Source organism: Marinobacter suaedae (assembly GCF_030519635.1).
Lineage (GTDB): Bacteria > Pseudomonadota > Gammaproteobacteria > Pseudomonadales > Oleiphilaceae > Marinobacter > Marinobacter suaedae.
Genome location: NZ_JAUMIS010000003.1, coordinates 61853 through 86771, shown reverse-complemented (window position 1 = coordinate 86771; position 24919 = coordinate 61853). Strand labels below are relative to the sequence as shown.

Sequence of the window (24919 nt, the reverse complement as noted above, 5' to 3'; positions counted from 1 at the left end):
CTCTACTGACGACGATTAAGTTCGTCCATCAATTGAAGCTCCCGGGCCTTTGCCAGACGCATGAAATTCCGATTGGCAGCGGTGATAGCCACACTCAGACCAAACCAGCCATTCAGGACCTGCCGATGCAAAAGGTAATACTTCAAAAACTTGACAGGAAATTCCGCGAACAACCGGATGGAACTGATGCGCCGGCCTTTGCCGTGCATATACCTGGCCTGTTCGGATGACAGCTGACAGTACTTGCGTTCCATTTGCTCAAGCGAGACCAGCGTCCGGTGTAACACGTCGCCCTTGAGCTCCAGCACCCTCCCCTCCTGAACCTGAGGGCGATCGTTATTGCTGTCTCGCTCAGCAACAATCATCGCCCTCTTGCGGTTATACAGCCGGAGAATTTTCTTCGATTTGTCGTGACGGAAAGGGTGTCCTTGTATGGGCGGGGATAACACCCAGCGCATTCGATAGCCCGCGACATCCTGTGGCATCGGGCTGGCAAACAGTGCCTGAATGTTCCTCACCAGGGTATCCGACAGAACCTCATCGGCATCCAGGTCCAGCACCCAATCGTTCCGACACAGGGAGGCAGCATACGCCTTCTGACAGGCGAAACCTTGCCAATCTCGATGCACGACCCGGGCACCGGCCTCCCTGGCAATCTCGCAGGTTCGATCCACGCTGCCCGAGTCCACCACGATAATCTCATCGACCCACCCCTGAACTTTGGCAATGGATTCCGGCAGCCTCAGCTCCTCATTCCGGGTAATAAAATAAACCGACAGTGGCAACGGCATTCGAAGCTCCTTGCTAAACCTTCATTTTCGTGTACCTGCGGGACAATTATGTGCTACCCCTATGGTAAGATGACGAGCGAAATAACGGACGTAACAACCGATGCGCAGCGGGCAAAACGCGCTCTAGACCAGACACGGAGTATACCCATGATTCACCCCGTCATTATGGCCGGTGGAACCGGTTCCAGGCTATGGCCGATGTCCCGGCAGCTGAACCCCAAACAGTTTCTGAAATTGACGGACGGACCCTTGTCCATGCTGCAAGCGACCGTGGCTCGTCTGGATGGCATGGACGCCAAAGAGCCCCTGCTGATCTGTAATGAAGAGCACCGCTTCCTGGCGGCCGAACAAATGCGCCAAGCCGGCAAGGAACAGGCCGATATTATCCTCGAGCCCTGTGGCCGAAACACCGCCCCGGCCATTGCCCTGGCGGCACTTCAGTTGGTGGAAAGAAGCAGCGAAGCCAATCCACTCATGCTGGTACTCGCCGCAGACCACCTTATTCAGGACACCAAAGCCTTCCAGGATGGCGTCAAGAAAGCGATTCCTCTGGCTCAGGCAGGCAGTCTGGTAACCTTTGGCATCGTGCCCCAGCATCCGGAGACCGGGTACGGATACATCCATCGGGGCAACGAGCTGGCCATGAATTGCTTCACGGTTGACAGCTTTGTGGAAAAACCCGACCTGGACACCGCCAAGGCATATCTGACCTCCGGTGATTATCTCTGGAACAGCGGCATGTTCCTGTTCAGCGCCCAGGACTACCTGAACGAGCTGGAAGCGCACCGCCCGGATATTCTCGCCGCCTGCAAAACCGCCATGTCCGGCGCCAGCCAGGACCTTCACTTCACCCGGGTCGACGCAGACGCCTTCGCTCAGTGTCCTTCGGATTCCGTCGACTTTGCGGTGATGGAAAAGACCGACAAAGCCGCTGTTGTCTCCCTGGACGCCGGCTGGAGTGATATCGGCTCATGGTCTGCCCTTTGGGATGTCAGCGAAAAAGATGAGGCTGGAAACTGCCTGAGTGGCGATGTCATTACCCACGATACCCGCAACACCCTTGTCCGGGCCGACAGCCGACTGGTCGCGACCGTTGGCGTAGACAACCTGGTGATCATCGAAACCAAGGACGCGTTGCTGGTTGCACACCGGGACAGAGTTCAGGACGTGAAAAACATCGTGGAAAAAATCCGGGACGATGGCCGCCACGAACACATGAACCATCGCGAGGTCTACCGCCCCTGGGGAGTTTACGACTCTATCGACAACGGAACCCGTTACCAGGTGAAACGGATCACCGTGAAGCCCGGTGCCAAATTGTCAGTACAGATGCACCACCACCGCGCCGAACACTGGATCGTGGTCAGCGGCACCGCCAAGGTGACCAACGGCGAGAAGACCTATCTGGTCACTGAAAACCAGTCAACCTTTATACCCGTCGGACAGACTCACTCACTGGAAAACCCCGGCGTCATTGACCTGGAACTGATTGAAGTCCAGTCCGGCTCTTACCTGGGCGAGGATGACATTGTACGTTTCGAGGATAAATACGGCAGAACCTGACGATAACTACTCGCAAACACAAGGGTGCGCAATGCGGCGCACCCGACCTGTTTAAGCCGTACCTTCGTCAGATCAGATCTAACAGAGCTTGCCTTTTTGATAAGGCTCGGTGGCCATCCCAGAAGCCCATCGCCTCGACGTTGCTTGCCAAACTCAGGGCAGTTTGCTAACTCGATATGCTCAAAACTCCACTGATTTTGCTGCGGCAAATCATTCCCTGAGTCGTTAAAATTGTGCCCAACCATATCAGCGGAGCCACTGCCCCCCTTCGGAATCCTACGATAAGAGTTCGGTCAGAATCGTGTTAGAGTTTTGCCCGTTTAGTCACAATCATTCGACGAGCCTCGGGATCTGGCAAACTGAACACGATTCAACCTATTTTCTACAGGACTGCATGCATGAAACTTTCCGTTATCATGACCACCTATAACTCACCGGAATGGCTGGAGAAAGTCCTCTGGGGCTACAGCGTTCAGACTCATAACAATTTTGAGCTGGTGATTGGTGACGACGGGTCAACGGAAGAGACCCGTGAGGTAATTGATCGCATTCGGGAAGAAACCGGAATGACGATCAAACACGTCTGGCAGGAGGACAAGGGTTTTCGTAAGTGCCGGATCCTCAACAAATCGATTGTCGAAGTTGAATCAGAGTATGTGGTGTTTACCGACGGCGATTGCATACCTCGCAAAGACTTCCTTGAAGTGCACGCCAAAGAGGCCGAGCCAGGCCGCTATTTGTCTGGCGGGTACCACAAGCTGCCCATGAGCACGAGCCAAACGATAACCAGGGACGACATCGTCAGTGGGCGCTGTTTCGACCTGAACTGGCTAAAGGAAAACGGACTAAAGTCCAGCTACAAAAACAGCAAGCTGACCGCCACGCCACTCAAGGCAAAAATCTTCAATACGCTCACCCCTACTGCCTGCAACTTCAAGGGCTCGAACGGTTCCGCCTGGCTCGAGGACATTCTGGCGGTGAATGGTTTTGATGAGCGCATGCCCTGGGGCGGACTTGATCGGGAATTCGGGGTGCGGCTGATCAACTCCGGCATCAAGCCCAAACACGTGCGTTACAACGCCATTGTGATTCATCTGGATCACAAGCGCGGGTATAAGGATCCGGAGCTGGTGGCAGCGAACAAGGCCTTGCGAGTGAGCTCCGAAAAAGAGAAAACCAAGGTGACCCCGTGCGGCATCAAGCAGCTTGAGGCATCCGAATGATTTTCTGCGTCTTCTCCTTTAACCGGGGCCGCTATCTGGAAAACTGCATTGGATCTATAGAAGCCTGCGCACCCGGTTCCCCGATTGTGATCTTTGATGACAACAGTACGGATCCGGAAACGGTTCAAGTGCTCGAAAAATTCCGCGCCAAACACCGCATCATCCAGCCCCAGCGGGACGAAAGGTCCCGCCACCACCTGGGCGGATTGTACGGTAATATGCAGCGGGCATTTGAGGAACACCTGGATGCCGACCTCGTCTGCTATCTGCAAGACGACACACAGATGGTTCGCAGGCTTGACGAGGATGACCTTGCAGGAATCGAGCAGACGTTCGAAAAAGCCCCCTCACTGAGCTTCGTCAGCCCATGCTTTATGAAAGCAATAAACTTTGCCAGAGGGGCAGAGTACTCCTACAACACCGACCTGAATCTCTACTTCCGGGAACGCTCCGAGCGCAGCGCAGGAACCTACTTTTCAGCGTTACTCATCATGAAACCAAAGCGGCTGAAAGACGCAGGGTGGTCTTTCGCACAATCCGAACCAGCGAATAATCAGCAGGCCAGAAACCAGTTTATGCCCATGGGCTATCTGCACTCCCCCTTCGCCATGTGGCTTCCGGAGGTACCCGCCTATCGGGGCAAGAAAAAAACCCTGGGACTGAAGCTTGCGGAAAAGAAGCGAAACTGCGGCTACTACCCCTTCGCACTGATGAGCGAATCCCAAATAACCGACCTCAAGGGGCGGCATGAAAGCGCTCTCCCGATTGCGGAGGACTTTCTTCACTGCGCAGATCATGAGCCCCCCAAGCCCTGGGCTTACAATCCACTGACCAACACCGGCTGGATCAAAACTCTGAACCAGGCGGAAGTCTCGCTGCGGCGACTGTTCAAATAGCGGCTCTCCACCACACGCGTTCAGCCTGTTTGACTGGCTGAACGCGTCACCCCGTCACGATCTGACCAGAACAGGATAAAAACGACAGGCACCCAGAGGAACAGCCAAACGGCCTTGATCGAACTGATCACCGTATGGGACCCGGTCAGGGTCAACATGAAAACCAGCCCCAGCAGTGCAAAAAGCCCAATTTTCTCTTCCATGCCAGCACGGCTGATTACGATGCTTCTCACGACCAATCCAATCATTGTCGCCAGAAAACACAGGCCAACTATGCCAGTTTCAACCAGGGTGCCAATAAACAAATTGTGGGCGTGGGTGACAGGAACTCTGTTCGGTATCCAATAGGCTTCCGCTGCGGTTAAGACATCCGGCGGAGTCCCTGCTCCGAAGCCAAACCACCATGAAGCCGGCGGATACTGGAGATAGCCTGCCCAGATCTCCAGCCGGGACGACGCCCCCCTGCTGAGCAACTGCTGGACATAAGCGTCTCCACCATAAAGAGCCACCACGATCCATGCTACAACCGCTGAAACCACACTGACCGCCAGAAAGCTTCGCATGTCGGATGCTTTCACCAGAACAAGTACACCAAGGTACATCAGGTAGACAACCATCGCCCCGATGGGCGCACGACTCTCTGACAGAAAAACAGCCAGACAGACACTCGCCAATGAAGCGGCCAAAAGCGCCTTGTCCCCTTTCGTAAAGCCAGAACGCACACTTGTCAGCAGTAAGTGACCAATAGCGAAATAAACCAGAAGAATGGATCCGGCCTGAATCGGGTTATGCAACGCTCCCAACCCCGTTAACCGCCCTCGAAGATCAAAATAAAAAACAAACATAATAACAGCGGCCAGCGCCCCGAAAAGTCCGCACCAAAGGAAGAGATAGGCCCACCATCGTGGTGACTTAACGACATGAGGCATCCAGATATAAAGCGCGAGCAAGCCGAAGGTTATCTCCACACCCCAGCGAAAGGCCCGCACATGCTCGCTCATAGGACCAAAGCCAACCACGAACGTGCTAATAGATGCATAGGCGAAAAACGCCAGAGAAACCAATAGGAACGGGTCTCTCCAGTTGATGCCCGCCCGCCGGGTGAACAGGAGAATCAGGACGGTTGGTATGAGAATGCCGTGGAAAAATGCCTTGTAGAGATCCTGATGGGGGGCTAAAACCGTCAAAAGAAGCCATATTGAAAATAGGTGTGGAACCTTGCTACTCACCCTCTCAGCAAAAGTCTTTCGATTGACCTTGTTCACCGATCCATGAAATTGTAAGCCATTACTACTCTCTACCATTGCCCTCCTCCAGTCCGTCTATGCCCTAAGAACCTTACCTGCATGCAAATCCACTCTCGAAAACCCAGAATTAAAAACTAAATATTTCAAATCATTATACTCAATACCCTACAATATAAATTGGCGCAAATATCCGACTAATACAACATGCTTACCATTAGGGGAATGAAGGCAAAAATATAGTCCGGAACTACCCTTTCAGATTAAATAAAGCGGAAATAAAACGCTTTGGCGCATACTTTACTCTATACCTAAGGGGTATAGAGAAATCGAAACCATGCATGACTGAATAAGGTAGATTATTTTTCATTATCACCTGGCTGATGCGGCGAGTGAATTTCTTGATTTGATAACGACCAGGCGCAAAGTCAGAATAATGCTCCACAAAGTGTCTATGCACTTTTAGTAGAGCAATGGCATTTCGTTCACTTTTCCTCGAGGTCATGATAGATCCTGCACGATAACGTCTTTTGAAATAGCGGCTACTTATGGATTTTACCCGGCCCGCGTGATAAAAAATATCAAAAGTATAGGTTTCGTCTTCATGCGGAATTCGATCAATAAAGGTAATACAGTTATTGGTTACCACAGTTTTCTTGCACAAGTAATTACAAGCCGAACAAAAGTAGCTGGGCGTCGCGATATATTTTTCCAGAAACGCTTTCCCAGTCATGATATCGGTATTTTCTCGATGATATGTTTTTCCCTTGAAATCGATATCGCCAAAAGTCGATGCAGAAAAAGCGATGATATCCAAGTCAGACTCTTCCATCACTTTTACGCAGTCCTCAATCGCATTCAATTCTAGGATGTCGTCAGAGTCGAAATAATAGATATATTTGCCCGTTGCCAGCTCTACACCCTTGTTCCGCGCTCCCGACAAACCGCGATTTGGCTGGGAAAATATGCTGACTCTGGCGTCACGCTCGTATTCCTCGGCAATTTCAAGGCTATTATCCGTAGACCCATCGTTAATAATAATTATTTCAAGGTTTTCATAGGATTGGTTAACAATGCTGTCTAGCGCCTCCCTCAAATAGGGTGCGACGTTGTAGACCGGAATGAGTATAGATACCAATGGATTCATCATTTTCCTAGCGTTTTTAACGTTTAGGTGATTCGGGCTACAACCAAATATTTTCAGACATGATTTCGCCGACCATCCAGAATGCGCCTAATCAAAATTAGGCGCTTATGTAGCGCAGCGCAAAACTGTTCTCCAGTCCTCGACTGCTGGGTTTTCACTCATTCATTTCAAATTTTTGGCCAAAATGCGTTACTTTCGAATTCAAGTATAGAGACCACACTCTCGCAGCGGTAAGCCGAGATAGTTACAGCCACTCCCAAGCATTACCGCTCTCGCAACAATTGGACGACAGAAAGGCGAAGGCTGGCAAGCTCAGGTCCAGAGCCCGGGGCCATTCTGCAATACCAAATAGATCCTTGGCTACCGAAAAGCGGGTTATCGCGCCCCTGTAGAAAACACCGATCACCTCAACTTGCTGGCCACGTTCAGCAATCTACCGATGAATGAAAAATACCTGCCGGCTTAACGCCAGCGCACCTGAACTACGCCAACATGGTGGAAAACGGACAAATATTTAAATGCGGGGTTAGCATCTAAAGCTCCCACTTGTTGATGACTTAAGCAGTTCTGGTGAAAATCGAGGGTGATTGAGATCTTCCTCAGTACTCGTAATTCAGCAGTTCAATCTCAGCCTTGAATATTGATCTAATTTTTTCATTCTGTTCACGAGTAAACACCTCAGAGTAGTGTCTCTTGTCTTGGCGATGTGTGGACTTGGCTTTTGGCAGAAGAATAGGTTCTGGCAAACTTAAATGCTGCCGAACCGTTTCGAGGTCATCGACAAGATTCTCATAACGACAAATTTTGTCCACTACCACTTTCCCGCCAATGGTATAAATCCCCATCCCCTTCCGCACAAGCGACCGGATATGAGAAGACTCTAAAAACTCATCAATCGACATCATTTTTTCAGCATTTCTTTGACGCCAATAGTACTGAGAAATCACCCTGTCCCACGGGTTCCTCGCTACACAGAACTTGTAATAGCTGTTCCAGACATCCACCCCAATTCTGCGCCGCACTTTCCTTGCAGGAATATGATCGTAATAACGACAAGGCGGCTTAGAGCGGCTGATAACCTTCCAAATCTGGGACGGCTTATACCGAAACGGCATCTCACCGTAATTTTGAGGCGCCACTCCTCCAGCTTCCACTCTCTGTAAATCTTCCTCTTTAGAAAGTGGAGTCACAATATCTTCAGGACCACAGAACTTAGAAAGTGCCATCTCTATCGATGAACCTGCTGTTTTACTGGTCTTCAGAAAAATAAATCTATATTTATGACAAATAATCATGATCTTTTTCTACGCTGGAGTGCCGATCGAGCAAGGAAGCGATCGGTTGTTTTTCTAAACCTTTCCTACCAATCATTTCGTCTAACGCTCTCTACATGCCCTATAGTCATTTAATCTTGACGCCAATCGCGCCATCGGGACTGCCAGACCCGCAGCCATGTCCTCAATCGGCTACGGGTCTCACTGCCCGAATAACGGCCCTTGGCAACATGCCGAATCCGATAGACGCCAGGCAATTCGATAGGCTCACCCTGACTGCGGAGTAGCCATCGGAAGGCCCGATCTTCGTGGCACTTGGCGAAGGTCTCCTCTGGCTGCTGATAAATACCAATGTTCCGGCAATAGCCCACCGCCCGGCACACATCACCGTGGGCAATCTGTAACGGCCCCGTCGCCTTGCTGATGGTACGGCTGGTGAAGGACGATGTGTCAATATCCAGTACCTGAGGGCCGGCAGTTCCAGCCTTTAGCATGGGGTTATCTTCTGCCAGAAGATCGGTCGTGCGCTCCTCATCTGGGAACAGCAGAGCATCACGTCGCCCTTGAAGCACCTCTGCCAGGGCATCAAGACACCCCTGCCGGAACATCAGGTCACAGTCGGTAAACCAGACCCAGTCTGCGGTGGTTGCAAGCGCGGCCCGATTACGCCCGATGCCTCTTCGGAAGAGCTCCTGCTTGGGGATTGCCTGCCAGTTCCACGTCACCCCGGGAACATTTTCCTCGCCAAAATAAGCCAGCAATTCTGCCGTTTTCGCATCTTCGGAGCTGTAATACACCGTCATGGTGACATCGAGTTTCTTGGGCGGAAACAGAACCAGAGAGCTCAGTTGATACACAAGAAAATGCGAGTAATTCCAGCAGTGGCTGACCACCTCAAGTTTCAGGTGCCCGGTTTTTGCCGATCGTTCTTGTTCAGGTGGCAAGTCCGGCTCAAACCACCCAGCTGGAATCCAGCCGCCTGCCGCAAATTTGAAAAATGCCAGCCTGATTTTATCCCACATAGAATATTCGCCCGAAATCCCCAGATAGAGCCCAGATGCGCCGCGTTCTAGGTCAGGCGCTACTGAAACCAAAGCGCCAGATTCTAGCATGGAGAAGGCCTGAAAAGCAGCGAGCCCTCCCGAGTCTTAGCTCTGGCGCCTTGTACGCCAGCAGTGACAATGGTAGTTTTCGCCCTTCGAGCTTTCGGCCTCCACTGGATGACACTGTGCCCGGCAAATTCATCAAAGTTGCATTCCACCTTATTTCTCTCCTCAGCCTCAAGAGTGCTCAGCGTGTTGGCCGCAGTCTCGGAGCCATGGCATGGCGACTCGGCGGACGCTCGGTAGAAACAACGCGAAAAAACCTTCGGGCATGCTACCCCACCCTGAGTAAACAGGAAGTCGAGGAACTGGGCCGAAAAAGCATGCAGGAAACGGCAGCAACCGCTCTTGAGATTCCACTGATGTGGGAGTGGCCCATCGAGCGCTGCCTGGACCTGATAAAGGAAATCGAGGGAGAAGAACTTCTGAGGGATTACCAACAGGGCAAACAAGGGTTGGTATTACTGGCCCCTCACCATGGAAACTGGGAACTTGCCGGACTTTTCTTTGCCTCTCGCTACAAAATGGCTGCTCTCTACAGCCCGCCCAACCAACCCGGACTGGAAGACTACATAAAAACCGCCAGGAGCCGCACCGGGTCAGAACTCGTCCCCACCGACCGGAAAGGCATTGTTCGCCTCTTCAGCATCCTGCGTGAAGGCGGCGTGGTTGGCATCCTTCCGGATCAGACGCCCCGACGCGAAGGCGGGGAATTTGCGCCTTTCTTCGGTATTCCAACGATCACGATGACGCTTGCGTCCAAGCTCATTCAGAAGACGGGCGCCAAGGCCATTGTCACCTATGCCCAAAGGCTTCCTGGAGGCAAGGGCTTTAAAATGGTGCTCAGGGAGGCCGAGCCAAGCCTGTCATCCAAAGACCTGACAGAGTCCCTTACCGCCCTGAACCGATCGGTTGAGAAGTGTATTGCCGAGGTACCAGAACAATACCAGTGGGAATACAAGCGCTTTCGTCGTACAGCCCCCGGGGAAAAGCCAGTCTACTGATCACCTCCGGTAGCCCGAAAGCAATGACTCCCATAGCTGCTCCCGAAGACTGGCGTCCAGATGGCCCAGTAGCTTTTCAACGGATCGCTTCAAGCGATTGATGTTGGCCTTTTTCCAGTCGCCACCCTTTCCGCCCGAAATGATACGCCCCCGATCAAAATCAATAAGATAGATCTGATCCGAAACCAGAATATTCATGCAGTTCAGGTCGGCGTGATACACACCGGCGTCATGGAAACGACGAATGCATGCCCCGGCGTCTTGCCAAACACCCAGATCGGAAAAACCGGCATGATCTGACAAAGGGGTGGCATCGGGTATGCGCCGCATGAGAATCGACGCATGATAGAACACCGAACCATGACGCTGGTAGCCGGCCGCAATGGGTTCGGGAACAGGTAAACCCTGGCTGTAGAGTTTGCGTAGCAGCCGAAATTCTACAAAGGATCTGACCTGGCTGACTCTGGTATAAACGTAGTCTCGTCGAAGGAAGCGCCCCGGAAGCCCGCCGCGGCAAAAATGTCGAAGGAGCAAGTCACCAGCTGCGGCATGAATAAACCAGGCCGCGCCTCGCCCGCCCTTACTGACCGGATCGGCCAAATCCCCCCAAAAGTCAGGGTCAAACCACCCTTCCTCGAACGAGGCCTCAAATGACGGCGCCACCAGGTATCCCCCGGTGGCGCCAATGTGCTTGATGTACTCTTTTCCCATCGGTGGTGGGGATCTATCTGACCTGGGTCAGCCAGCCGCTGTGCTCTGGCAGCTTGCCTTTAACAGCATCGAAGTACATAGCCTGCAACTTCTCAGTCACGGGACCACGCTTGCCAGCGCCAATGACGCGACCGTCCAGTTCACGGATAGGCAAGACTTCTGCCGCAGTGCCGGTAAAGAAGGCTTCCTCAGCGATGTAAACTTCATCGCGCGTGATGCGGCGCTCTTTCACCGGAATGTTCAGTTCGCGGGCAAAGTCCAGAATGGTCTGCCGGGTAATCCCCTCCAGGCAGGAGGTCAGTTCCGGCGTGTGCATCACGCCATCACGGATGATAAAGATATTTTCCCCTGAACCCTCCGCAACGTAACCCTCATTATCCAGCAATAATGCTTCTTCACAGCCACTGGCGATGGCTTCGTTCAGCGCAAGCATGGAATTGATGTAGTTTCCGTTGGCCTTGGCCTTACACATGGTGATGTTGACATGGTGTCGGGTGTAGGAAGATGTCCGCACCTTGATCCCCATCTCCTTGGCTTCCGGCGACATGTAGGAGGGCCAGCTCCAGGCCGCAACCATCACGTGCACCTTGAGGTTGTCCGCCCGCAGACCCATGCCCTCGGAACCGTAGAACACCATTGGACGCAGGTAAGCTTCATCCAGGTTGTTTTCTCGAACTGCGGCACGTTGCGCTTCGTTCAACTCATCCTTGCTGAACGGAATCTCCATGTTCAGGATATGAGCGGAGCGGAACAACCGATCGGTGTGTTCCTTCAAACGAAAAATGGCAGGGCCGTTCGCGGTATGGTAGGCACGCACACCCTCAAAACAGCCCAGGCCATAATGCAGAGTGTGAGTCAGCACATGGGTTTTGGCTTCTCGCCAGGGAACCATTTCACCATCCAGCCAGATCAGGCCATCGCGATCAGCCATTGACATTCTTTGTTGCTCCTAACAGTCCGTTTTCGTGGGGAAATGGCATTCTAGCAGGAAATTTGACAAGAAAAATACACACGATTCTACCCGCCCATCACCCGCTTCCAGACCGAGATCACATACTCGCGCTCCGCCTCGAACGCATCCCCTTCCACCTTGCTACTGAGGTTCTGGAGCGCTCGCCGATGTATGGTTGATCGGAGCGCAATGAACACGTCACGCAGCTTTTCCGCATCCTCAACAGGCAATATCCCAACCTGCCCCAACGCCTCCATTTGACGTATGTTGTCGGACCAGCGGGTCAATTCCGGGTGGTCCGCGCTGTGGGTCAGCATCAGGTACTGAACCATGAACTCGATATCCACCAGACCGCCCGGGTCATGCTTGATATGAAAGACCTGGTTCCGGTTTCCGTCGGGAGTGGCGAGACTCGCCCGCATTTTCTCTCGCATCTCTACTACTTCTTGCCGGAGCCCCTCCGCATCCCGACGCTGGCAGAGTATCCGATGGCGAATATCCTCAAAACCCGAGAGCGTGTTTGCGCAACCCGCAACCCCCCGCGCCCTTGCCAGAGCCTGATGTTCCCAGGTCCAGGCGTCTTTCTCCTGGTAGCGCTCGAACGCCGATAACGTACTGACCAGCAAACCGGAATTCCCCGAGGGGCGAAGGCGCATGTCGACCTCATAAAGCTGCCCGGAGGGTGTCTGGGTATTGAGAATATGTACAATGCGCTGGCCCAGCCGGGTATAGAAAACCGCGTTATCTATCGGTTTGTCGCCATCGGTGGACAGTTCGGCGTCGGCCGTATGGACAAACACCAGGTCCAGGTCCGACGAATACCCCAGCTCAATTCCCCCCAATTTGCCATACCCGATCACCGCGAAGTCTGTTTCGGGTGGCGCACCATCCGAACGCCCCGGATACCCGTGGCGACTCACCAGATTGGCAAAGGCCACATCCACCACATGATCCAGCACCACCTCCGCTATCCATGTCAGATAGTCACTGACCTTCATGAGCGGTAACGTGCCCTTCAATTCCGCGGCCGCCACCCGCAGCACGTGCGCCTTCTTGAAATGACGCAGGGATTCCATCTGCTCTTCGAGATCTTCAAACGGAATCCGCAGCATCTGCTGGCGAAGATCATCCTCAAGTTCCGCCTTGGCGGGCGGGTAATAGAGGCTTTCGGCGTTGAGCAACTCATCCAACAGCAAAGGGGTATCGGCCAGTTGCCTGGCGATCCAGGGACTATCGCTGCAGAGCTTGACCAGCTGGGTTCGAGCCCCCGGATTCTCCAGCAGCAGAACCAGATAAGCGGTTCTCCGAAGCACGGCCTCCACCAGCTGGAGCACCCGTGACAGGGTCTCAGAGGGATTTTCAACCTGCGTCAGCGCTTCCAGCAGAACTGGCATGAACTGGTTCAGCCGTCGCCGAGCCTGAGTCTGCATGGTCTGGACGGTTCGGTTCTGCTTTAATTCTTTCAGCAGCCGATAGCTATCCTCCGCATCCTCGAAATCGTGGCTTCGAAGCCAGCCAACCGATGACGCCTGATCCAACTCCGACAGCCACAATGCATACCACTCTTCGGCAACCATGCCGCTACCGGCCTGCTCATCGTCATCACTGGCGATGATATTGGCAAAATGGCGAGCAACGTTCTTTCGGTGAAGATCGAGCTCGGACAAGCAGTCAGCCCAGTCCTCGAACCCCATAATCAGCGCCACCCGGGCTCGCGAAAGATCGTCCTCAGGCAGAAGCTGGGTTTGCCGGTCCTCCATCCCCTGCAGAGCATGCTCCAGATTGCGCAGGAACACATAGGCCTCCCGGAGTTCCGCCACCACCGTTACCGGCAGCAATTCCAGGGCTTCCAGCTCCCCGAGGATGACCAGCATTGACCGCTGTTGCAGTTCACGGTCTCGTCCGCCGCGAATCAGCTGGAACGCCTGCACCACAAACTCGATTTCCCGGATACCGCCACTGCCCAGCTTGATGTTATTTTCCATGCCCTTGCGCCTGACTTCCCGGCTGATCATCGCTTTCATGTTGCGCAAGGACTCAAAGGCACTGAAATCAATGTATTTCCGATACACGAACGGTCGCAGGCTGCGCATCAGAACCTGCCCTGCCCGCTGGTCTCCCGCCACCACACGGGCCTTGACCATGGCGTAGCGCTCCCAGTCCCGGCCCTGATCCTGATAGTAGGCTTCCAGGGCGGCAAAACTCAGGGCCAACGCGCCACTCTGGCCATAGGGGCGCAGGCGCATGTCCACCCGGAACACGAAGCCATCAGCGGTAATCTGGTCCAGCGCCTGTATCAGGCGCTGACCAAGCCGGATAAAAAAGGTTTGATTATCCAGGGCACGGCGCCCATCCCGGGTTTCACCAGCACTGGGAAAGGCAAAGATCAGATCGATATCGGAGGAAACATTCAACTCGCCGCCACCGAGCTTGCCCATACCCAGAACAACCATCTTCTGGGGTGCCTCCTTTCCGGAGACCGGGTCAATACCCCAGGGAGTTCCGAATTGCTCGCACGAGTCACCGTATAACCACTCCAGCGCCCCCTCGATGCACACATCGGCAAAGGCACTGGCCGCAGCCACAGTTTCGGACAGATCTGCCCACCGCATCAGGTCTCGCCAGATGATCCGGAACTGGGCTTCCCGCCGGAATCGTCGGAGCGCGACCTGCAAAGATGCCTCGTCTGTTACGTGTGTCAGATAGTCTTGCCAACGATGGTTCAGGAATTCTGGCGTTGTAGGTTGCGAAAGCCCCCGAATATTCAGACATTCACGGATGTGATCGGGAGAGCGCTCCAGAACCTGCCGGAGAAATGGACTACGAGACAAGGCATCGGCAACCACCTCCGCCGTCAGATCATCGACCGCTGTCAGCCACGCCGGGCAACCATCCGGAAACACCGTGTTCCAGCTGCGGGCAACATCGTCCGCCAACACGGGCGGAAGGGAGCTCCAAGGACTGGACATAAGGCAAACCCCTGTTTCTCTGTTATATTTCCGGTACTGTATAACGAACGTCACCCCGACTGAACAGGCTCCAGAACGGATGCAGAGAAACCGACGCCCCCTCAATCCGGAACACCAGCAGACCCACCTTCCAATGGGCAGCATGATTCTGAAACGGATGAAACGGCTGTTCCTGATCCTGAGCGGGATGCTCGCCTTTCAGATACTGGTCATCTGGACGTTCGAGGATCTGAATCTGTTCGAGTCAGTTTGGATCACCATGACCACGGTATCCACTGTTGGCTACGGCGATTTCGCACCGCAAACACTGATGGGACGAATCAGCACCATCGTGGTGATGTTTGTTGGCGCCATCACGCTGCTCACACTGATCGTCAGCGACTTTATCGAATACCGTTTTTATCGTCGGGAACGCATTCTTACCGGTAGGTGGGTATATAAAATGAACGACCACATCGTGATCATCAACACCCCTCAGACAGGCGGAGAACAGTACTTCCTACGCTTTGCCTCCCAGGTTCGCTCGGTACCGGGCTACACCTCGATTCCCATCATGCTCCTGACACGCCAGTTTCCCGAGGGCCTGCCGCCGGAACTGAGGGACGTGGGCCTGGTTCACTATCATGGCTCCGGCTTCGATCCTGAAGCGCTCAAGGCCGTCCATGCCGGCAGTGCCCGGCACATCGTGGTGCTCGCCGCCGATGAATCCGATGCCTATTCAGACAGCCTGACTTTCGACATCGCCCACCGATTGTGCGAACTGAATCTTGGCAACCGAGCCACCATTGAATGTGTAAGCGATGCAAACCGGCCCCGTTTCGAAAACCTGGGCATCCGAACGGTACTCCGTCCGGTCCGGACCTATCCGGAAATCATGGTGCGATCGGTGGTCGCGCCGGGCTCGGAAAAGGTCCTGGAAGACCTGTTCAATTACGAGCATGACCACCCGCATCGGTATGAAATCACACTGGACGACCTGAACTGGGCGGATATTGTCAGTGCCCTGATTCGACATGGCATAGGTACCGCCCTCGCCTATATTGACCGTGATGATCAGGTAATCTGTCACCCGGAGATCAACACGGAGATTGAGGGCAAGGGATTGATTGTTCTAGTCAAATCGAACCACACCCCCTCGGTGGAGGTGGTTAAAGAGGCGCTGGATCGCTATCGGGATTTCATAAACCGTTGGCACGAGTTGCAGACAGCAAGCAAAAGCAAAGAGTAACCCCCCTCGGGGACCACTCCATTGCCAGGAGCGCTTAGGAGCGCAACAAAGCCACTTGCAAAGGCCCCAGTGACGGAATTCGCTCAGGAACAGGGTCAGCCCGGAACTGCTCGAATACCTTCGCTGAATCGGACGATCCGACAAGCGCTGATGCTCCCTCAAGCTCCACCACAGCCTCATCGAACTCAGAGGTTTTCTCGCCCGTCAGCCAGAGCGTACTGGTTCCATGGAACAACCGGGCCACAGCATCAGATTCCGGTGGCAATGGCTCAGGCCGATGGATACCCGCCAGGTAATAGCCCTGCTCTGCTTTGCTGATCAGGTTGATGAAAAATGGCACCTGTTCCGCCAGCTTTCCGACCCAGTGGAGCAGACGTTTTTCGTCACCGGATTTGAGTTCAAATTCCACCTCGCATAACGGCAACGCGTCGGAACCAGACGTGATTTCGCCGATATCAACGGCACACTCGATCACCGCAGCACCGTCATCCAGCATCACGATCCGGCGCTCGAAGTTGGTTTCAAAAATAGGCTTTAAGGCAGTCAGATCGATATCGGAGGCCAAAGGCGTCTCCCCCAGCAAATCGAAATCCAGAGATGGCCCCGGAACCGGCCATTCCCATTCCTGCCTCCGGTGCGCGCCATCAACAAAGTCGCCCTGGGTTTTCAGGGTTTGGATATACCGGTCACCCGCCTGGCGGATACGCAACGCAGCACGGCGACGGTTCAGCTCCGCTGCCGGGGTATCAAAATAGGTATTAATAAGGCTTTTGGTGGGGCCCGCCGACGTTTCGGGCAGGGAAGAAAGCCAGCGATAGGCATCTTCGGCGGAGGACGGGTCCAAGGTCAGTTTGATTTCCAGTTCCTGAGGCATGTTTTTCGCTCACAGCAATAACAATGCCGCCAGCATACACACCCCAACGAAAAACGGCGACCCGAGGGTCGCCGTCTTCTTCAACTACTTTTAAATCAGGCTAAAGGCCAGATCAGAAGTAGTAAGTAGCACCAACAACGAAGTCACTGTTGTCTTCGTCAGTAATGCCATCATCAGTGTTGTTGAGGTAGCCTTCAACATACACGTACATATGGTCAGACAGGCTGTGCAGAGCCTGTGCCGTAATAGTAGAAGCCTCAAGGTCACCTTGATCTGCTTCAACCATTTCGTAGGACAGGGCGAAGTTGTTTTGGCCCAAGGCGTAAGCTGCGTGAACACCGTATAGGTCGCCAACGTCCTTACGCGTCTGGAACTGGCCAGTCAGAGCCAGATCACCCAGGTTGAAAGTACCACGAACACCGTAAGTGTTTTCGTTGTTCACGCTCTCCCCTTCAGCAGTACCGGAGTACCTACGGTCACCATCATTGGAGTCCATAGCTACAGCCAGCTCGAACGCGTCAACAGAATAAGTGGCAGCCAGCTGGTAAGGATAGGACTTTACTTCCTTCTCACCGTCGCCGTTGAACTGGACAGCGCCGTGCAGCTTCAGACCACCAAAGCTCGGGGAGGCGTACTGGATCAGATCGCCTTCACCAGTATCGTAAACGAAACCATCCAGAGCGTTGTCGTTACGAAGGCTCAGGCCACCGTACTCGTAATAGTTGGCGATGTAGTCAACCGCACGCTCGTAGGTAGAGTCGTCAGAACCAACCCAAAGCTGACCGAAGCTATCGCCTTTAACACCGATGTACGCTTCGTCAAACCCGTTCAGTCCACCGTTACCAGCTTTGTCGTCTGCGTCGAATTCCAGTTCGGCCTTGAAGAAACCGGTAAGAGCAGAGTTGATGGCGTGCTCATGAGCAAAACCGATAGTGGAGCCATTGTCGTAGTGACCAATGTTTGAGCCGGAGGCATCACGGTCCTCATGGGCAATAGCCAGCTGGATGTTACCGTAAACGGTCGGCATGTGAGCGTCGGCAAGCGCAGCGCCAGAGAAAGTTGCGGCTGCAACAGCTGATGCGATGAGCGTTTTTTTCATTTTGCGTCTTCCTTTGTGAGTTAACTCAGGTTTTAGCGTTATAAAACGGGTTCGGATCCCGATTTTTTTTAGGCCCAACCAGAAAAACTGGTTGGACCCGATTCTGGATTACCCTTACGTCAGTTTCATGACAATCTGGGTAACTTTTTTTCTAGTTATGCAATCCGCATCATGCAGATCTTTAAAGCTCAATCACTTACGGAACCTTTTTAAAGCCCCGAATGATGAAACTGTTTTAATATACTGAACCCAATTTTGCAAATCATTGCGGGTGCATTTTTAGCTCGTTTCGCACCAGAAACGCAAGTGTTTATGCTTTCTGGCGCTCAACAGCCCTCCGCAAGAACGCAAACAATTACAGGGCCAACTCAAAAACTTTTCTTTTCTTTCAATAAGTTGAATCGCACAATCCGAAACAACCGAAATCACACGGGGTATAACCTACACTTTTACGCACCAAGAGGAAACACCGTCTCCTTACGCGCCCCTGATCTGTGCACCTCACCCTCGCCCAGAAACAGGCGCTTCCAGCAAAAATGTAACCGGTCCGTCGTTCACCAGGCCCACCTTCATATCCGCACCGAAACGCCCGACGGTCACGCGATCCCTTCCCAGCCCGTCGCGGGCCTGAGCCACGAAGTACTCGAACAGGTCATGGGCAATTGCGGGCGGGGCAGCGGAGGAAAAACTCGGACGGGTACCAGAGTTGGTATCGGCCGCAAGGGTAAACTGAGGAACCACAAGAAGGTCACCGCCGGTATCCAGAAGGCTTCGGTTCATTCGCCCCTGGTCATCCGGGAAGACACGGTATGACAGAATTTTCCGACAAAGGTCGGCGGCAGTATCGGCGGAGTCTTCACGCTCAACGCCCAGAAGAAGCAGCAAGCCCTCACCACTGATGGCGATCTGCTCACCATCTACAGCAACACTCGCTTCTGATACTCGCTGGATAAGCCCTTTCATTCACAACTCTGGATACAGCAAGGGTTTTGTTATTAGTCGGACGGGAGTCTATCGGGACCAGCGAGGAACCGCAACAGGAAAAGCGGTAACTAACTGGCGCTTTGTTGTGATTTGCTCACCACCTCCTCCACCCCCCGAATGAGAGCGTCGACGATCGCCGGTTCCGCTGCGGAATGACCAGCATCCCGGATAATCCGGAGCTCCGCCCCTGGCCAGGCTTTACTCAGGGCAAAGGCGTTATCTACCGTGCACACCATGTCGTAGCGCCCATGGACAATAACGCCAGGTATATCCGCAAGCTTTCCCGCATCCCGCAGGATCTGATCCGGTTCAAGGAAGGCGGCATTCATGAAGTAATGGCACTCGATACGTGCCAGTGCGATCGCCACATGAGGATGGCCAAAATGCTCAACAACACGGGGATTCGGATGCAGAGTCGCGCAACGCCCCTCCCATACGGACCAGGCCTTGGCCGCCTGAATTTGTTCCAGTTCGTTACTGCTCGTCAGGCGCCGATAATAGGCAGACACCATATCAGATCGCTCGGACTGCGGAATCTGAGCCTCATATTCCTCCCAGTAATCGGGAAAAATCCGGCTGGCACCGGATTGATAAAACCACTGAATATCCTCCGGACGACACAGAAAGATACCCCGCAGTACCAACCCCAGCACACGGTTCGGGTGGGCCTGGGCGTATACCAGGCTCAGCGTAGAACCCCAACTGCCACCAAAAAGTAACCAACGCTCCACCCCCAGAAAGGCACGAACGGTTTCCATGTCGGCCACCAGCCGGTCAGTGCTATTCCCCTCCAACTCTGCCAATGGCGTGGACCGCCCGGCTCCACGCTGGTCCATCAGGATGATACGGAACCGTTCCGCATCGAAAAACCGGCGCTGGTAATCCTCACACCCACCCCCAGGCCCCCCATGAACCACAAGCACAGGGATACCATTCGGGTTACCGCTCTCTTCCACATAAAGCTCATGGGGTGGATCAACCGCCAGGGTATGACGGGCGTTAGGGGTAATTTCAGGATAGAGGGTCAGCATGGCAACACTTCCGGCAACGAGTGTTCCCTGAGTGTAGTCAAGCACCTCACTGCAATGACATGAACCGCCATAAAAAAACCGGGCACCACCTGTCAGGCGGGCCCGGTTTTATCAGAGCTTCGGCAGGCTTACTTCTTGTTCGCGCGCTTACGCTCGTTTTCAGTCAGCAGCTTCTTGCGCAGACGGATCGACTTCGGCGTTACTTCAACCAGCTCGTCGTCGTCGATGAACTCAAGCGCCTGCTCCAGAGTGTGCTTGATAGGCGGCACCAGACCGATCACTTCATCCTTACCGGAAGCGCGCATGTTGTCGAGCTTCTTGCCCTTGGTCGGGTTCACAACCAGATCGCTGTCACGGCTGTGAATACCACACAACTGGCCTTCATAGATTTCCTGGCCCGGATCCAGGAACAGCTTACCGCGGCTCTGCAAGGTCTCCAGTGAGTAAGTCAGCGCAGTGCCCGTCGCCATGGAGACCAGAACACCGTTCTGGCGGCTGGTGACATCACCCATTTTGATCGGACCGTAGTGGCTGAACGTTGATGTCAGGATACCGGTGCCCGACGTCATGGTCAGGAAAGCGTTACGGAAACCAATCAGTCCGCGCGCCGGAATGGTGTACTCAAGGCGCATACGCCCTTTACCGTCCGGAGCCATGTTGGTCAGATCGCCCTTGCGCAGCCCCATCTGCTCCATGACAGAACCCTGATGCTGCTCTTCGATGTCGACAATTACGTTCTCGTACGGCTCTTGCTTCTCGCCATCGATTTCACGAATGACCACTTCAGGACGGCCAACCGCCAGCTCGAAGTTTTCACGACGCATATTCTCGATCAGTACCGACAGGTGCAGCTCGCCCCGGCCGGAAACCTTGAACTTGTCCGCGGAGTCACCCTCTTCAACACGCAGAGCAACGTTGTGCAGCAGCTCTTTTTCCAGACGTTCTTTGATGTTCCGGCTGGTGACGTACTTGCCTTCTTTACCCGCGAACGGCGAATCGTTCACCTGAAAGGTCATGGACACGGTCGGCTCGTCCACAGTCAACGGCGGCAGCGCCTCAACATTAGACTGGTCGCACAGGGTATCGGAGATGTACAGCTCATCCATGCCGCTCACACAGACGATATCACCCGCCTGCGCTTCCTCGACTTCCACGCGCTGCAGACCAGAATGCCCCATGATCTTGAGGATACGACCATTACGCTTTTTACCGTCAGCACCAATCGCGGTTACCGGTGAATTGGTCTTAACCTTGCCGCGCATAATGCGGCCAATGCCGATAACACCCAGGAAGCTGTTGTAGTCCAGCTGGGAGATCTGCATCTGGAACGGGCCGTCCAGGTCAACCTTTGGAGCCGGCACATGGTCAACAATCGCCTGGAACACGGCATCCATGTTGTCGTCGAGGTTTTCGTGATCGTTACCCGCAATGCCGTTCAGGGCACTGGCGTAGACAATCGGGAAGTCCAGCTGTTCGTCTGTCGCGCCCAGGGCATCAAACAGATCGAAAACCTGGTCAATAACCCAGTCCGGACGAGCACCCGGACGGTCAATCTTGTTCACCACCACGATCGGGCGCAGGCCCGCCGCGAAGGCTTTCTGGGTCACGAAGCGGGTTTGCGGCATCGGGCCATCAATCGAATCGACAACCAGCAGCACACAATCCACCATGCTCATTACACGCTCAACCTCACCACCAAAGTCGGCGTGTCCCGGAGTGTCGACGATGTTGATATCGTAGTCGTTCCATTTCAGCGCCGTGTTCTTCGCGAGGATGGTGATACCGCGCTCTTTTTCCTGATCGTTCGAATCCATCACGCGCTCGCTATCGAGCTCTTTACGCTCCAGCGTTCCGGATTGACGCAGCAACTGGTCTACGAGTGTGGTTTTGCCATGGTCAACGTGGGCGATGATGGCGATATTACGAAGCTTCTCAATCACAACTATTATTCCTGCGACATGCTGTCTTTGACCTGAGCCGTCGTCCTGAGGCCAAACCTCACATGTCGTCTCAAATCCGTAAATGGTGGGCCCATTAAGAATGTGCCGGGCGGCACCACCCCGAAACCGGGGCACAAAATAAGGCGGCGCGAAGTATAGCGAAAAGTCCTACCCCTGAATATGGACATTAACGCCTATCGGAACTCGGGAACCCGCACCAACTCAGATCACCGGCGACCTTTTTTGCCCCATTTTAGTGCGCAGCACCTTGTTTCATGCACCAACAACACCCCTCTGACCAACAGCCATAGCCCTAAAACCCGCGTCACTGAGCCAATCAGGGCCACGCCCCAGAAATTGGCAAGACGCTTGCTTAAAAGATTTCAGCCCTAAATCACAGGCAAGCGGCATTTCCATTTGATAAGCTGCCTAAGCCTCTGAGGTGGATCGGATCACCAATCCGACAACCGGCGAAAAGACCACGAATGCGTCCCAGACGCTGAATAAACAACGGAGCATGCACAATGTCCAAAACGATTGATTTGATCAAAGAACACGAAGTTAAGTGGGTCGATCTGCGCTTCACCGACAGCCGCGGTAAAGAGCAGCACGTTACCCTGCCGGCCTCTGAAATTGACGAAGATTTCTTCACCGACGGCAAGATGTTCGACGGTTCCTCAATCGCTGGCTGGAAGGGCATCAACGAATCCGACATGATCCTGATGCCGGCCGACGACACGTCTGTGCTGGACCCGTTCACCGAAGAAACCACGGTCAACATCACCTGTGACATCGTCGAGCCGTCCACCATGCAAGGCTACGAGCGTGACCCACGCTCTGTTGCACGTCGCGCAGAAGAGTACCTGAAGTCCACCGGCGTCGCCGACGGCGCACTGTTTGGCCCTGAGCCCGAGTTCTTCGTATTCGATTCCGTGAAGTGGGACGTCGACATGAAGGGCGCTGGCTACAGCATCCACTCTGAAGAAGCTGCCTGGGTATCTGGTGAAGACTTCGACCGCAACAACATTGGTCACCGTCCGGGCGTCAAAGGCGGCTACTTCCCGGTTCCGCCGGTAGACAGCCTGCACGATCTGCGTGGTGCGATGTGTGCGGCCATGGAATCCATGGGCCTGGAAATCGAAGTACACCACCACGAAGTGGGCACCGCTGGCCAGTGTGAAATTGGCGTTGGCGCCAACACCCTGACCCGCAAAGCAGACGAAGTTCAGATCCTGAAGTACTGCGTACACAACGTTGCTCACGCTTACGGCAAGACCGCCACCTTCATGCCGAAGCCGGTGGTTGGCGACAACGGCTCTGGCATGCACGTTCACATGTCCCTGAACAAAGATGGCAAGAACATCTTCGCTGGCGACGGCTATGCCGGTCTGAGCGAAACCGCCCTGTACTACATCGGCGGTATCATCAAGCACGCCAAGACCATCAACGCCTTCACCAACGCCTCTACCAACAGCTACAAGCGCCTGGTTCCGGGCTTCGAAGCTCCGGTTATGCTGGCCTACTCTGCCCGTAACCGTTCCGCTTCCATCCGTATCCCGTTCGTGAACAGCCCGAAGGCACGTCGTATCGAAGTTCGCTTCCCGGATCCGTCTGCCAACCCGTACCTGGCGTTCGCTGCCATGCTGATGGCCGGCCTCGACGGCATCCAGAATAAGATCCACCCGGGCGATGCCATGGACAAGGATCTGTACGATCTGCCGAAGGAAGAAGCACTGAACATCCCGACCGTGGCCGAGACCTTCCAGGAAGCCCTGGATTGCCTCGAGAAGGATCACGAGTTCCTGACCAAGGGCGGCGTGTTCACTGAAGACATGATCGCTGGCTACGTCGACCTGAAGCGCGGCGAAGTTGAGCGCCTGAACATGACCACTCACCCGGTTGAGTTCGACATGTACTACTCTGTTTAATCTCCACAGATTCAACAGAACAAAAAGCCCCGCCCCGTGCGGGGCTTTTTTTCGCCCCCATCAGGCCTCACCCGGAAAATCCTCGCAAGTGCCTGCCGCCGTTAACGATATGTAACCAACAACCGCCACCGGAGCCGTTGAAAAGACCTCAGGCGCCATCGATAATCGGTTAAAAACCACGACAACAGGTGCAGTTATGAAACCGAGGACCGGATTGCTCACCGCAGCCCTTATCCTGGCTACCTCTTCCGTCAGCGCAGAGGTTTACCGAAACGTCGATGCCTATGGCAACGTCACTTACTCCGACGAGCCGACCGAAGGCGCAGAAGCCATCGATGTGAAACCGGTGACCACCGTGACTCTCCCGAAACCCCAGAATGTGCGGGAAACCGACAAGCTCCGGGAAGAAGTCAAACGTGAAGGCTCGGTTTATGAAAGTGTTTCGTTCATCTATCCGCAGAATAACCAGGCATTCCACAGCGGCGGTGGCGAAGTCCGTTTTGAAGTCAGCAGCTCCCCTTCGCTGCAATCGGGGCACAAATACGAAGTGACGCTGGATGGCCAGCCGATTGGCCAGAGCACCTCTGGCACTGTCGCAGTCAGTAACGTAAACCGGGGCACCCACGATGCCCGCGTCCACATCGTGGATGAGAACGGCGTTCAGGTGAAAACCGGCTCCGCCATCAGCTTTACCGTGCACCGCCCGTCAGTCGCGAACTAATACCGCGCACCATTTCAGTGCATTCGCACCAAGAACACGCCATACTCTGACCAGCATCAGGGCGTTACAGCCCCGCTGGTTAGAGTAAATACCCTCTCCTGCACCAGCTTACGGCATAATTCCGCCAGTTTTGGCTCGTTTATACGCGTATCGCCCTGTGTTTTTCCAACGGTGTCTAAACTGGTTCGCTTCTTGCAATCCTTTGGACATATTAAGACAAACCGGGTCGTTCAACGG

20 protein-coding genes are annotated in these 24919 nt (G+C 54.1%); 7 read left to right on the top strand and 13 right to left on the bottom strand.

Going from position 1 to position 24919, the window contains the following annotated elements; all coding sequences use genetic code 11:
• Positions 1-2: 2 nt before the first annotated feature.
• A complete protein-coding gene (locus QVZ43_RS15970) occupies positions 3-791 on the bottom strand; it encodes a glycosyltransferase family 2 protein (RefSeq protein WP_223795686.1) in 789 nt (262 codons plus the stop codon).
• Positions 792-938: 147 nt separating this feature from the next.
• Here QVZ43_RS15970 and QVZ43_RS15965 point away from each other — a divergent pair, with 147 nt between their 5' ends.
• The 3 genes from QVZ43_RS15965 (at position 939) to QVZ43_RS15955 (ending at position 4473) form a co-directional block, all read left to right on the top strand.
• Positions 939-2354 (top strand): mannose-1-phosphate guanylyltransferase/mannose-6-phosphate isomerase, encoded by a 1416-nt coding sequence (locus tag QVZ43_RS15965; protein WP_302910717.1) that lies wholly within the window; start codon positions 939-941, stop codon positions 2352-2354.
• 398 nt (positions 2355-2752) lie between these two features.
• Positions 2753-3577, top strand: coding sequence for a glycosyltransferase family 2 protein (locus QVZ43_RS15960; protein ID WP_302910716.1), 825 nt, complete (start codon positions 2753-2755; stop codon positions 3575-3577).
• Positions 3574-4473 (top strand): glycosyltransferase, encoded by a 900-nt coding sequence (locus QVZ43_RS15955; RefSeq protein ID WP_302910715.1) that lies wholly within the window; start codon positions 3574-3576, stop codon positions 4471-4473. Before QVZ43_RS15960 ends, QVZ43_RS15955 begins: the two co-directional genes overlap by 4 nt.
• 20 nt (positions 4474-4493) lie before the next feature.
• Here the strand turns inward: QVZ43_RS15955 and QVZ43_RS15950 are convergent, their stop codons facing one another.
• The 4 genes from QVZ43_RS15950 to QVZ43_RS15935 form a co-directional block, all read right to left on the bottom strand.
• The gene (locus QVZ43_RS15950; protein ID WP_302910714.1) at positions 4494-5777 is read right to left on the bottom strand and encodes an O-antigen ligase family protein; all 1284 of its coding nucleotides are present in this window, start codon (positions 5775-5777) and stop codon (positions 4494-4496) included.
• A gap of 190 nt (positions 5778-5967) precedes the next feature.
• Positions 5968-6864, bottom strand: a complete 897-nt coding sequence (locus QVZ43_RS15945) for a glycosyltransferase (RefSeq protein WP_302910713.1) — start codon at positions 6862-6864, stop codon at positions 5968-5970.
• 599 nt (positions 6865-7463) lie between these two features.
• The gene (locus QVZ43_RS15940) at positions 7464-8159 is read right to left on the bottom strand and encodes a sulfotransferase family 2 domain-containing protein (RefSeq protein WP_302910712.1); all 696 of its coding nucleotides are present in this window, start codon (positions 8157-8159) and stop codon (positions 7464-7466) included.
• A 110-nt stretch (positions 8160-8269) separates the two neighbouring features.
• Positions 8270-9082, bottom strand: coding sequence for a glycosyltransferase family A protein (locus tag QVZ43_RS15935; RefSeq protein ID WP_302910711.1), 813 nt, complete (start codon positions 9080-9082; stop codon positions 8270-8272).
• A 284-nt stretch (positions 9083-9366) separates the two neighbouring features.
• Between QVZ43_RS15935 and QVZ43_RS15930 the strand changes: the two genes are divergently transcribed.
• Positions 9367-10245 (top strand): lysophospholipid acyltransferase family protein, encoded by an 879-nt coding sequence (locus tag QVZ43_RS15930; protein ID WP_302910710.1) that lies wholly within the window; start codon positions 9367-9369, stop codon positions 10243-10245.
• Here QVZ43_RS15930 and QVZ43_RS15925 read toward each other — a convergent pair whose 3' ends face one another.
• The 3 genes from QVZ43_RS15925 to glnE all read right to left on the bottom strand — a co-directional run bounded on the left by QVZ43_RS15925 (position 10246) and on the right by glnE (position 14877).
• Entirely contained in the window at positions 10246-10956 is a 711-nt protein-coding gene (locus QVZ43_RS15925) for a 3-deoxy-D-manno-octulosonic acid kinase (protein WP_302910709.1), read from the bottom strand.
• 13 nt (positions 10957-10969) lie between these two features.
• A complete protein-coding gene (locus tag QVZ43_RS15920) occupies positions 10970-11893 on the bottom strand; it encodes a branched-chain amino acid transaminase (RefSeq protein ID WP_223795695.1) in 924 nt (307 codons plus the stop codon).
• Positions 11894-11973: 80 nt separating this feature from the next.
• Positions 11974-14877: a bifunctional [glutamate--ammonia ligase]-adenylyl-L-tyrosine phosphorylase/[glutamate--ammonia-ligase] adenylyltransferase gene (gene glnE / locus QVZ43_RS15915; protein ID WP_302910708.1), complete on the bottom strand. Its 2904-nt coding sequence runs from the start codon at positions 14875-14877 to the stop codon at positions 11974-11976.
• 79 nt (positions 14878-14956) lie between these two features.
• On the opposite strand from glnE, the gene QVZ43_RS15910 reads away from it, so the two are divergent.
• Entirely contained in the window at positions 14957-16105 is a 1149-nt protein-coding gene (locus tag QVZ43_RS15910; RefSeq protein ID WP_302910707.1) for a potassium channel family protein, read from the top strand.
• Positions 16106-16139: 34 nt separating this feature from the next.
• Here the strand turns inward: QVZ43_RS15910 and QVZ43_RS15905 are convergent, their stop codons facing one another.
• From QVZ43_RS15905 to typA, 5 genes are all read right to left on the bottom strand, one after another.
• Entirely contained in the window at positions 16140-16979 is an 840-nt protein-coding gene (locus QVZ43_RS15905; RefSeq protein ID WP_302910706.1) for a CYTH domain-containing protein, read from the bottom strand.
• Between the two features lie 112 nt (positions 16980-17091).
• Positions 17092-18078 carry a porin gene (locus tag QVZ43_RS15900; RefSeq protein WP_302910705.1) on the bottom strand — a complete coding sequence of 329 codons (987 nt, stop codon included), beginning with the start codon at positions 18076-18078 and terminating at the stop codon, positions 17092-17094.
• A gap of 501 nt (positions 18079-18579) precedes the next feature.
• A complete protein-coding gene (dtd, locus tag QVZ43_RS15895; protein WP_302910704.1) occupies positions 18580-19041 on the bottom strand; it encodes a D-aminoacyl-tRNA deacylase in 462 nt (153 codons plus the stop codon).
• 89 nt (positions 19042-19130) lie between these two features.
• Positions 19131-20093, bottom strand: a complete 963-nt coding sequence (gene pip / locus QVZ43_RS15890; protein WP_302910703.1) for a prolyl aminopeptidase — start codon at positions 20091-20093, stop codon at positions 19131-19133.
• Between the two features lie 128 nt (positions 20094-20221).
• The gene (typA, locus tag QVZ43_RS15885) at positions 20222-22033 is read right to left on the bottom strand and encodes a translational GTPase TypA (protein ID WP_302910702.1); all 1812 of its coding nucleotides are present in this window, start codon (positions 22031-22033) and stop codon (positions 20222-20224) included.
• A 524-nt stretch (positions 22034-22557) separates the two neighbouring features.
• Between typA and glnA the strand changes: the two genes are divergently transcribed.
• A complete protein-coding gene (gene glnA / locus QVZ43_RS15880; RefSeq protein ID WP_223795702.1) occupies positions 22558-23961 on the top strand; it encodes a glutamate--ammonia ligase in 1404 nt (467 codons plus the stop codon).
• A gap of 196 nt (positions 23962-24157) precedes the next feature.
• Complete coding sequence (locus QVZ43_RS15875; RefSeq protein ID WP_302910701.1) at positions 24158-24682, top strand: DUF4124 domain-containing protein; 525 nt, start codon at positions 24158-24160, stop codon at positions 24680-24682.
• The last annotated feature ends 237 nt before the right edge of the window (positions 24683-24919 follow it).

What these genes read in the sequence shown, in the direction of transcription:
- QVZ43_RS15970 (WP_223795686.1), bottom strand. Translation starts at nt 791, where the DNA reads ATGCCGTTGCCACTGTCGGTTTATTTTATTACCCGGAATGAGGAGCTG.
- QVZ43_RS15965 (WP_302910717.1), top strand. Translation starts at nt 939, where the DNA reads ATGATTCACCCCGTCATTATGGCCGGTGGAACCGGTTCCAGGCTATGG.
- QVZ43_RS15960 (WP_302910716.1), top strand. Translation starts at nt 2,753, where the DNA reads ATGAAACTTTCCGTTATCATGACCACCTATAACTCACCGGAATGGCTG.
- QVZ43_RS15955 (WP_302910715.1), top strand. Translation starts at nt 3,574, where the DNA reads ATGATTTTCTGCGTCTTCTCCTTTAACCGGGGCCGCTATCTGGAAAAC.
- QVZ43_RS15950 (WP_302910714.1), bottom strand. Translation starts at nt 5,777, where the DNA reads ATGGTAGAGAGTAGTAATGGCTTACAATTTCATGGATCGGTGAACAAG.
- QVZ43_RS15945 (WP_302910713.1), bottom strand. Translation starts at nt 6,864, where the DNA reads ATGAATCCATTGGTATCTATACTCATTCCGGTCTACAACGTCGCACCC.
- QVZ43_RS15940 (WP_302910712.1), bottom strand. Translation starts at nt 8,159, where the DNA reads ATGATTATTTGTCATAAATATAGATTTATTTTTCTGAAGACCAGTAAA.
- QVZ43_RS15925 (WP_302910709.1), bottom strand. Translation starts at nt 10,956, where the DNA reads ATGGGAAAAGAGTACATCAAGCACATTGGCGCCACCGGGGGATACCTG.
- QVZ43_RS15920 (WP_223795695.1), bottom strand. Translation starts at nt 11,893, where the DNA reads ATGTCAATGGCTGATCGCGATGGCCTGATCTGGCTGGATGGTGAAATG.
- glnE (WP_302910708.1), bottom strand. Translation starts at nt 14,877, where the DNA reads ATGTCCAGTCCTTGGAGCTCCCTTCCGCCCGTGTTGGCGGACGATGTT.
- QVZ43_RS15910 (WP_302910707.1), top strand. Translation starts at nt 14,957, where the DNA reads ATGCAGAGAAACCGACGCCCCCTCAATCCGGAACACCAGCAGACCCAC.
- QVZ43_RS15905 (WP_302910706.1), bottom strand. Translation starts at nt 16,979, where the DNA reads ATGCCTCAGGAACTGGAAATCAAACTGACCTTGGACCCGTCCTCCGCC.
- QVZ43_RS15900 (WP_302910705.1), bottom strand. Translation starts at nt 18,078, where the DNA reads ATGAAAAAAACGCTCATCGCATCAGCTGTTGCAGCCGCAACTTTCTCT.
- dtd (WP_302910704.1), bottom strand. Translation starts at nt 19,041, where the DNA reads ATGAAAGGGCTTATCCAGCGAGTATCAGAAGCGAGTGTTGCTGTAGAT.
- pip (WP_302910703.1), bottom strand. Translation starts at nt 20,093, where the DNA reads ATGCTGACCCTCTATCCTGAAATTACCCCTAACGCCCGTCATACCCTG.
- glnA (WP_223795702.1), top strand. Translation starts at nt 22,558, where the DNA reads ATGTCCAAAACGATTGATTTGATCAAAGAACACGAAGTTAAGTGGGTC.
- QVZ43_RS15875 (WP_302910701.1), top strand. Translation starts at nt 24,158, where the DNA reads ATGAAACCGAGGACCGGATTGCTCACCGCAGCCCTTATCCTGGCTACC.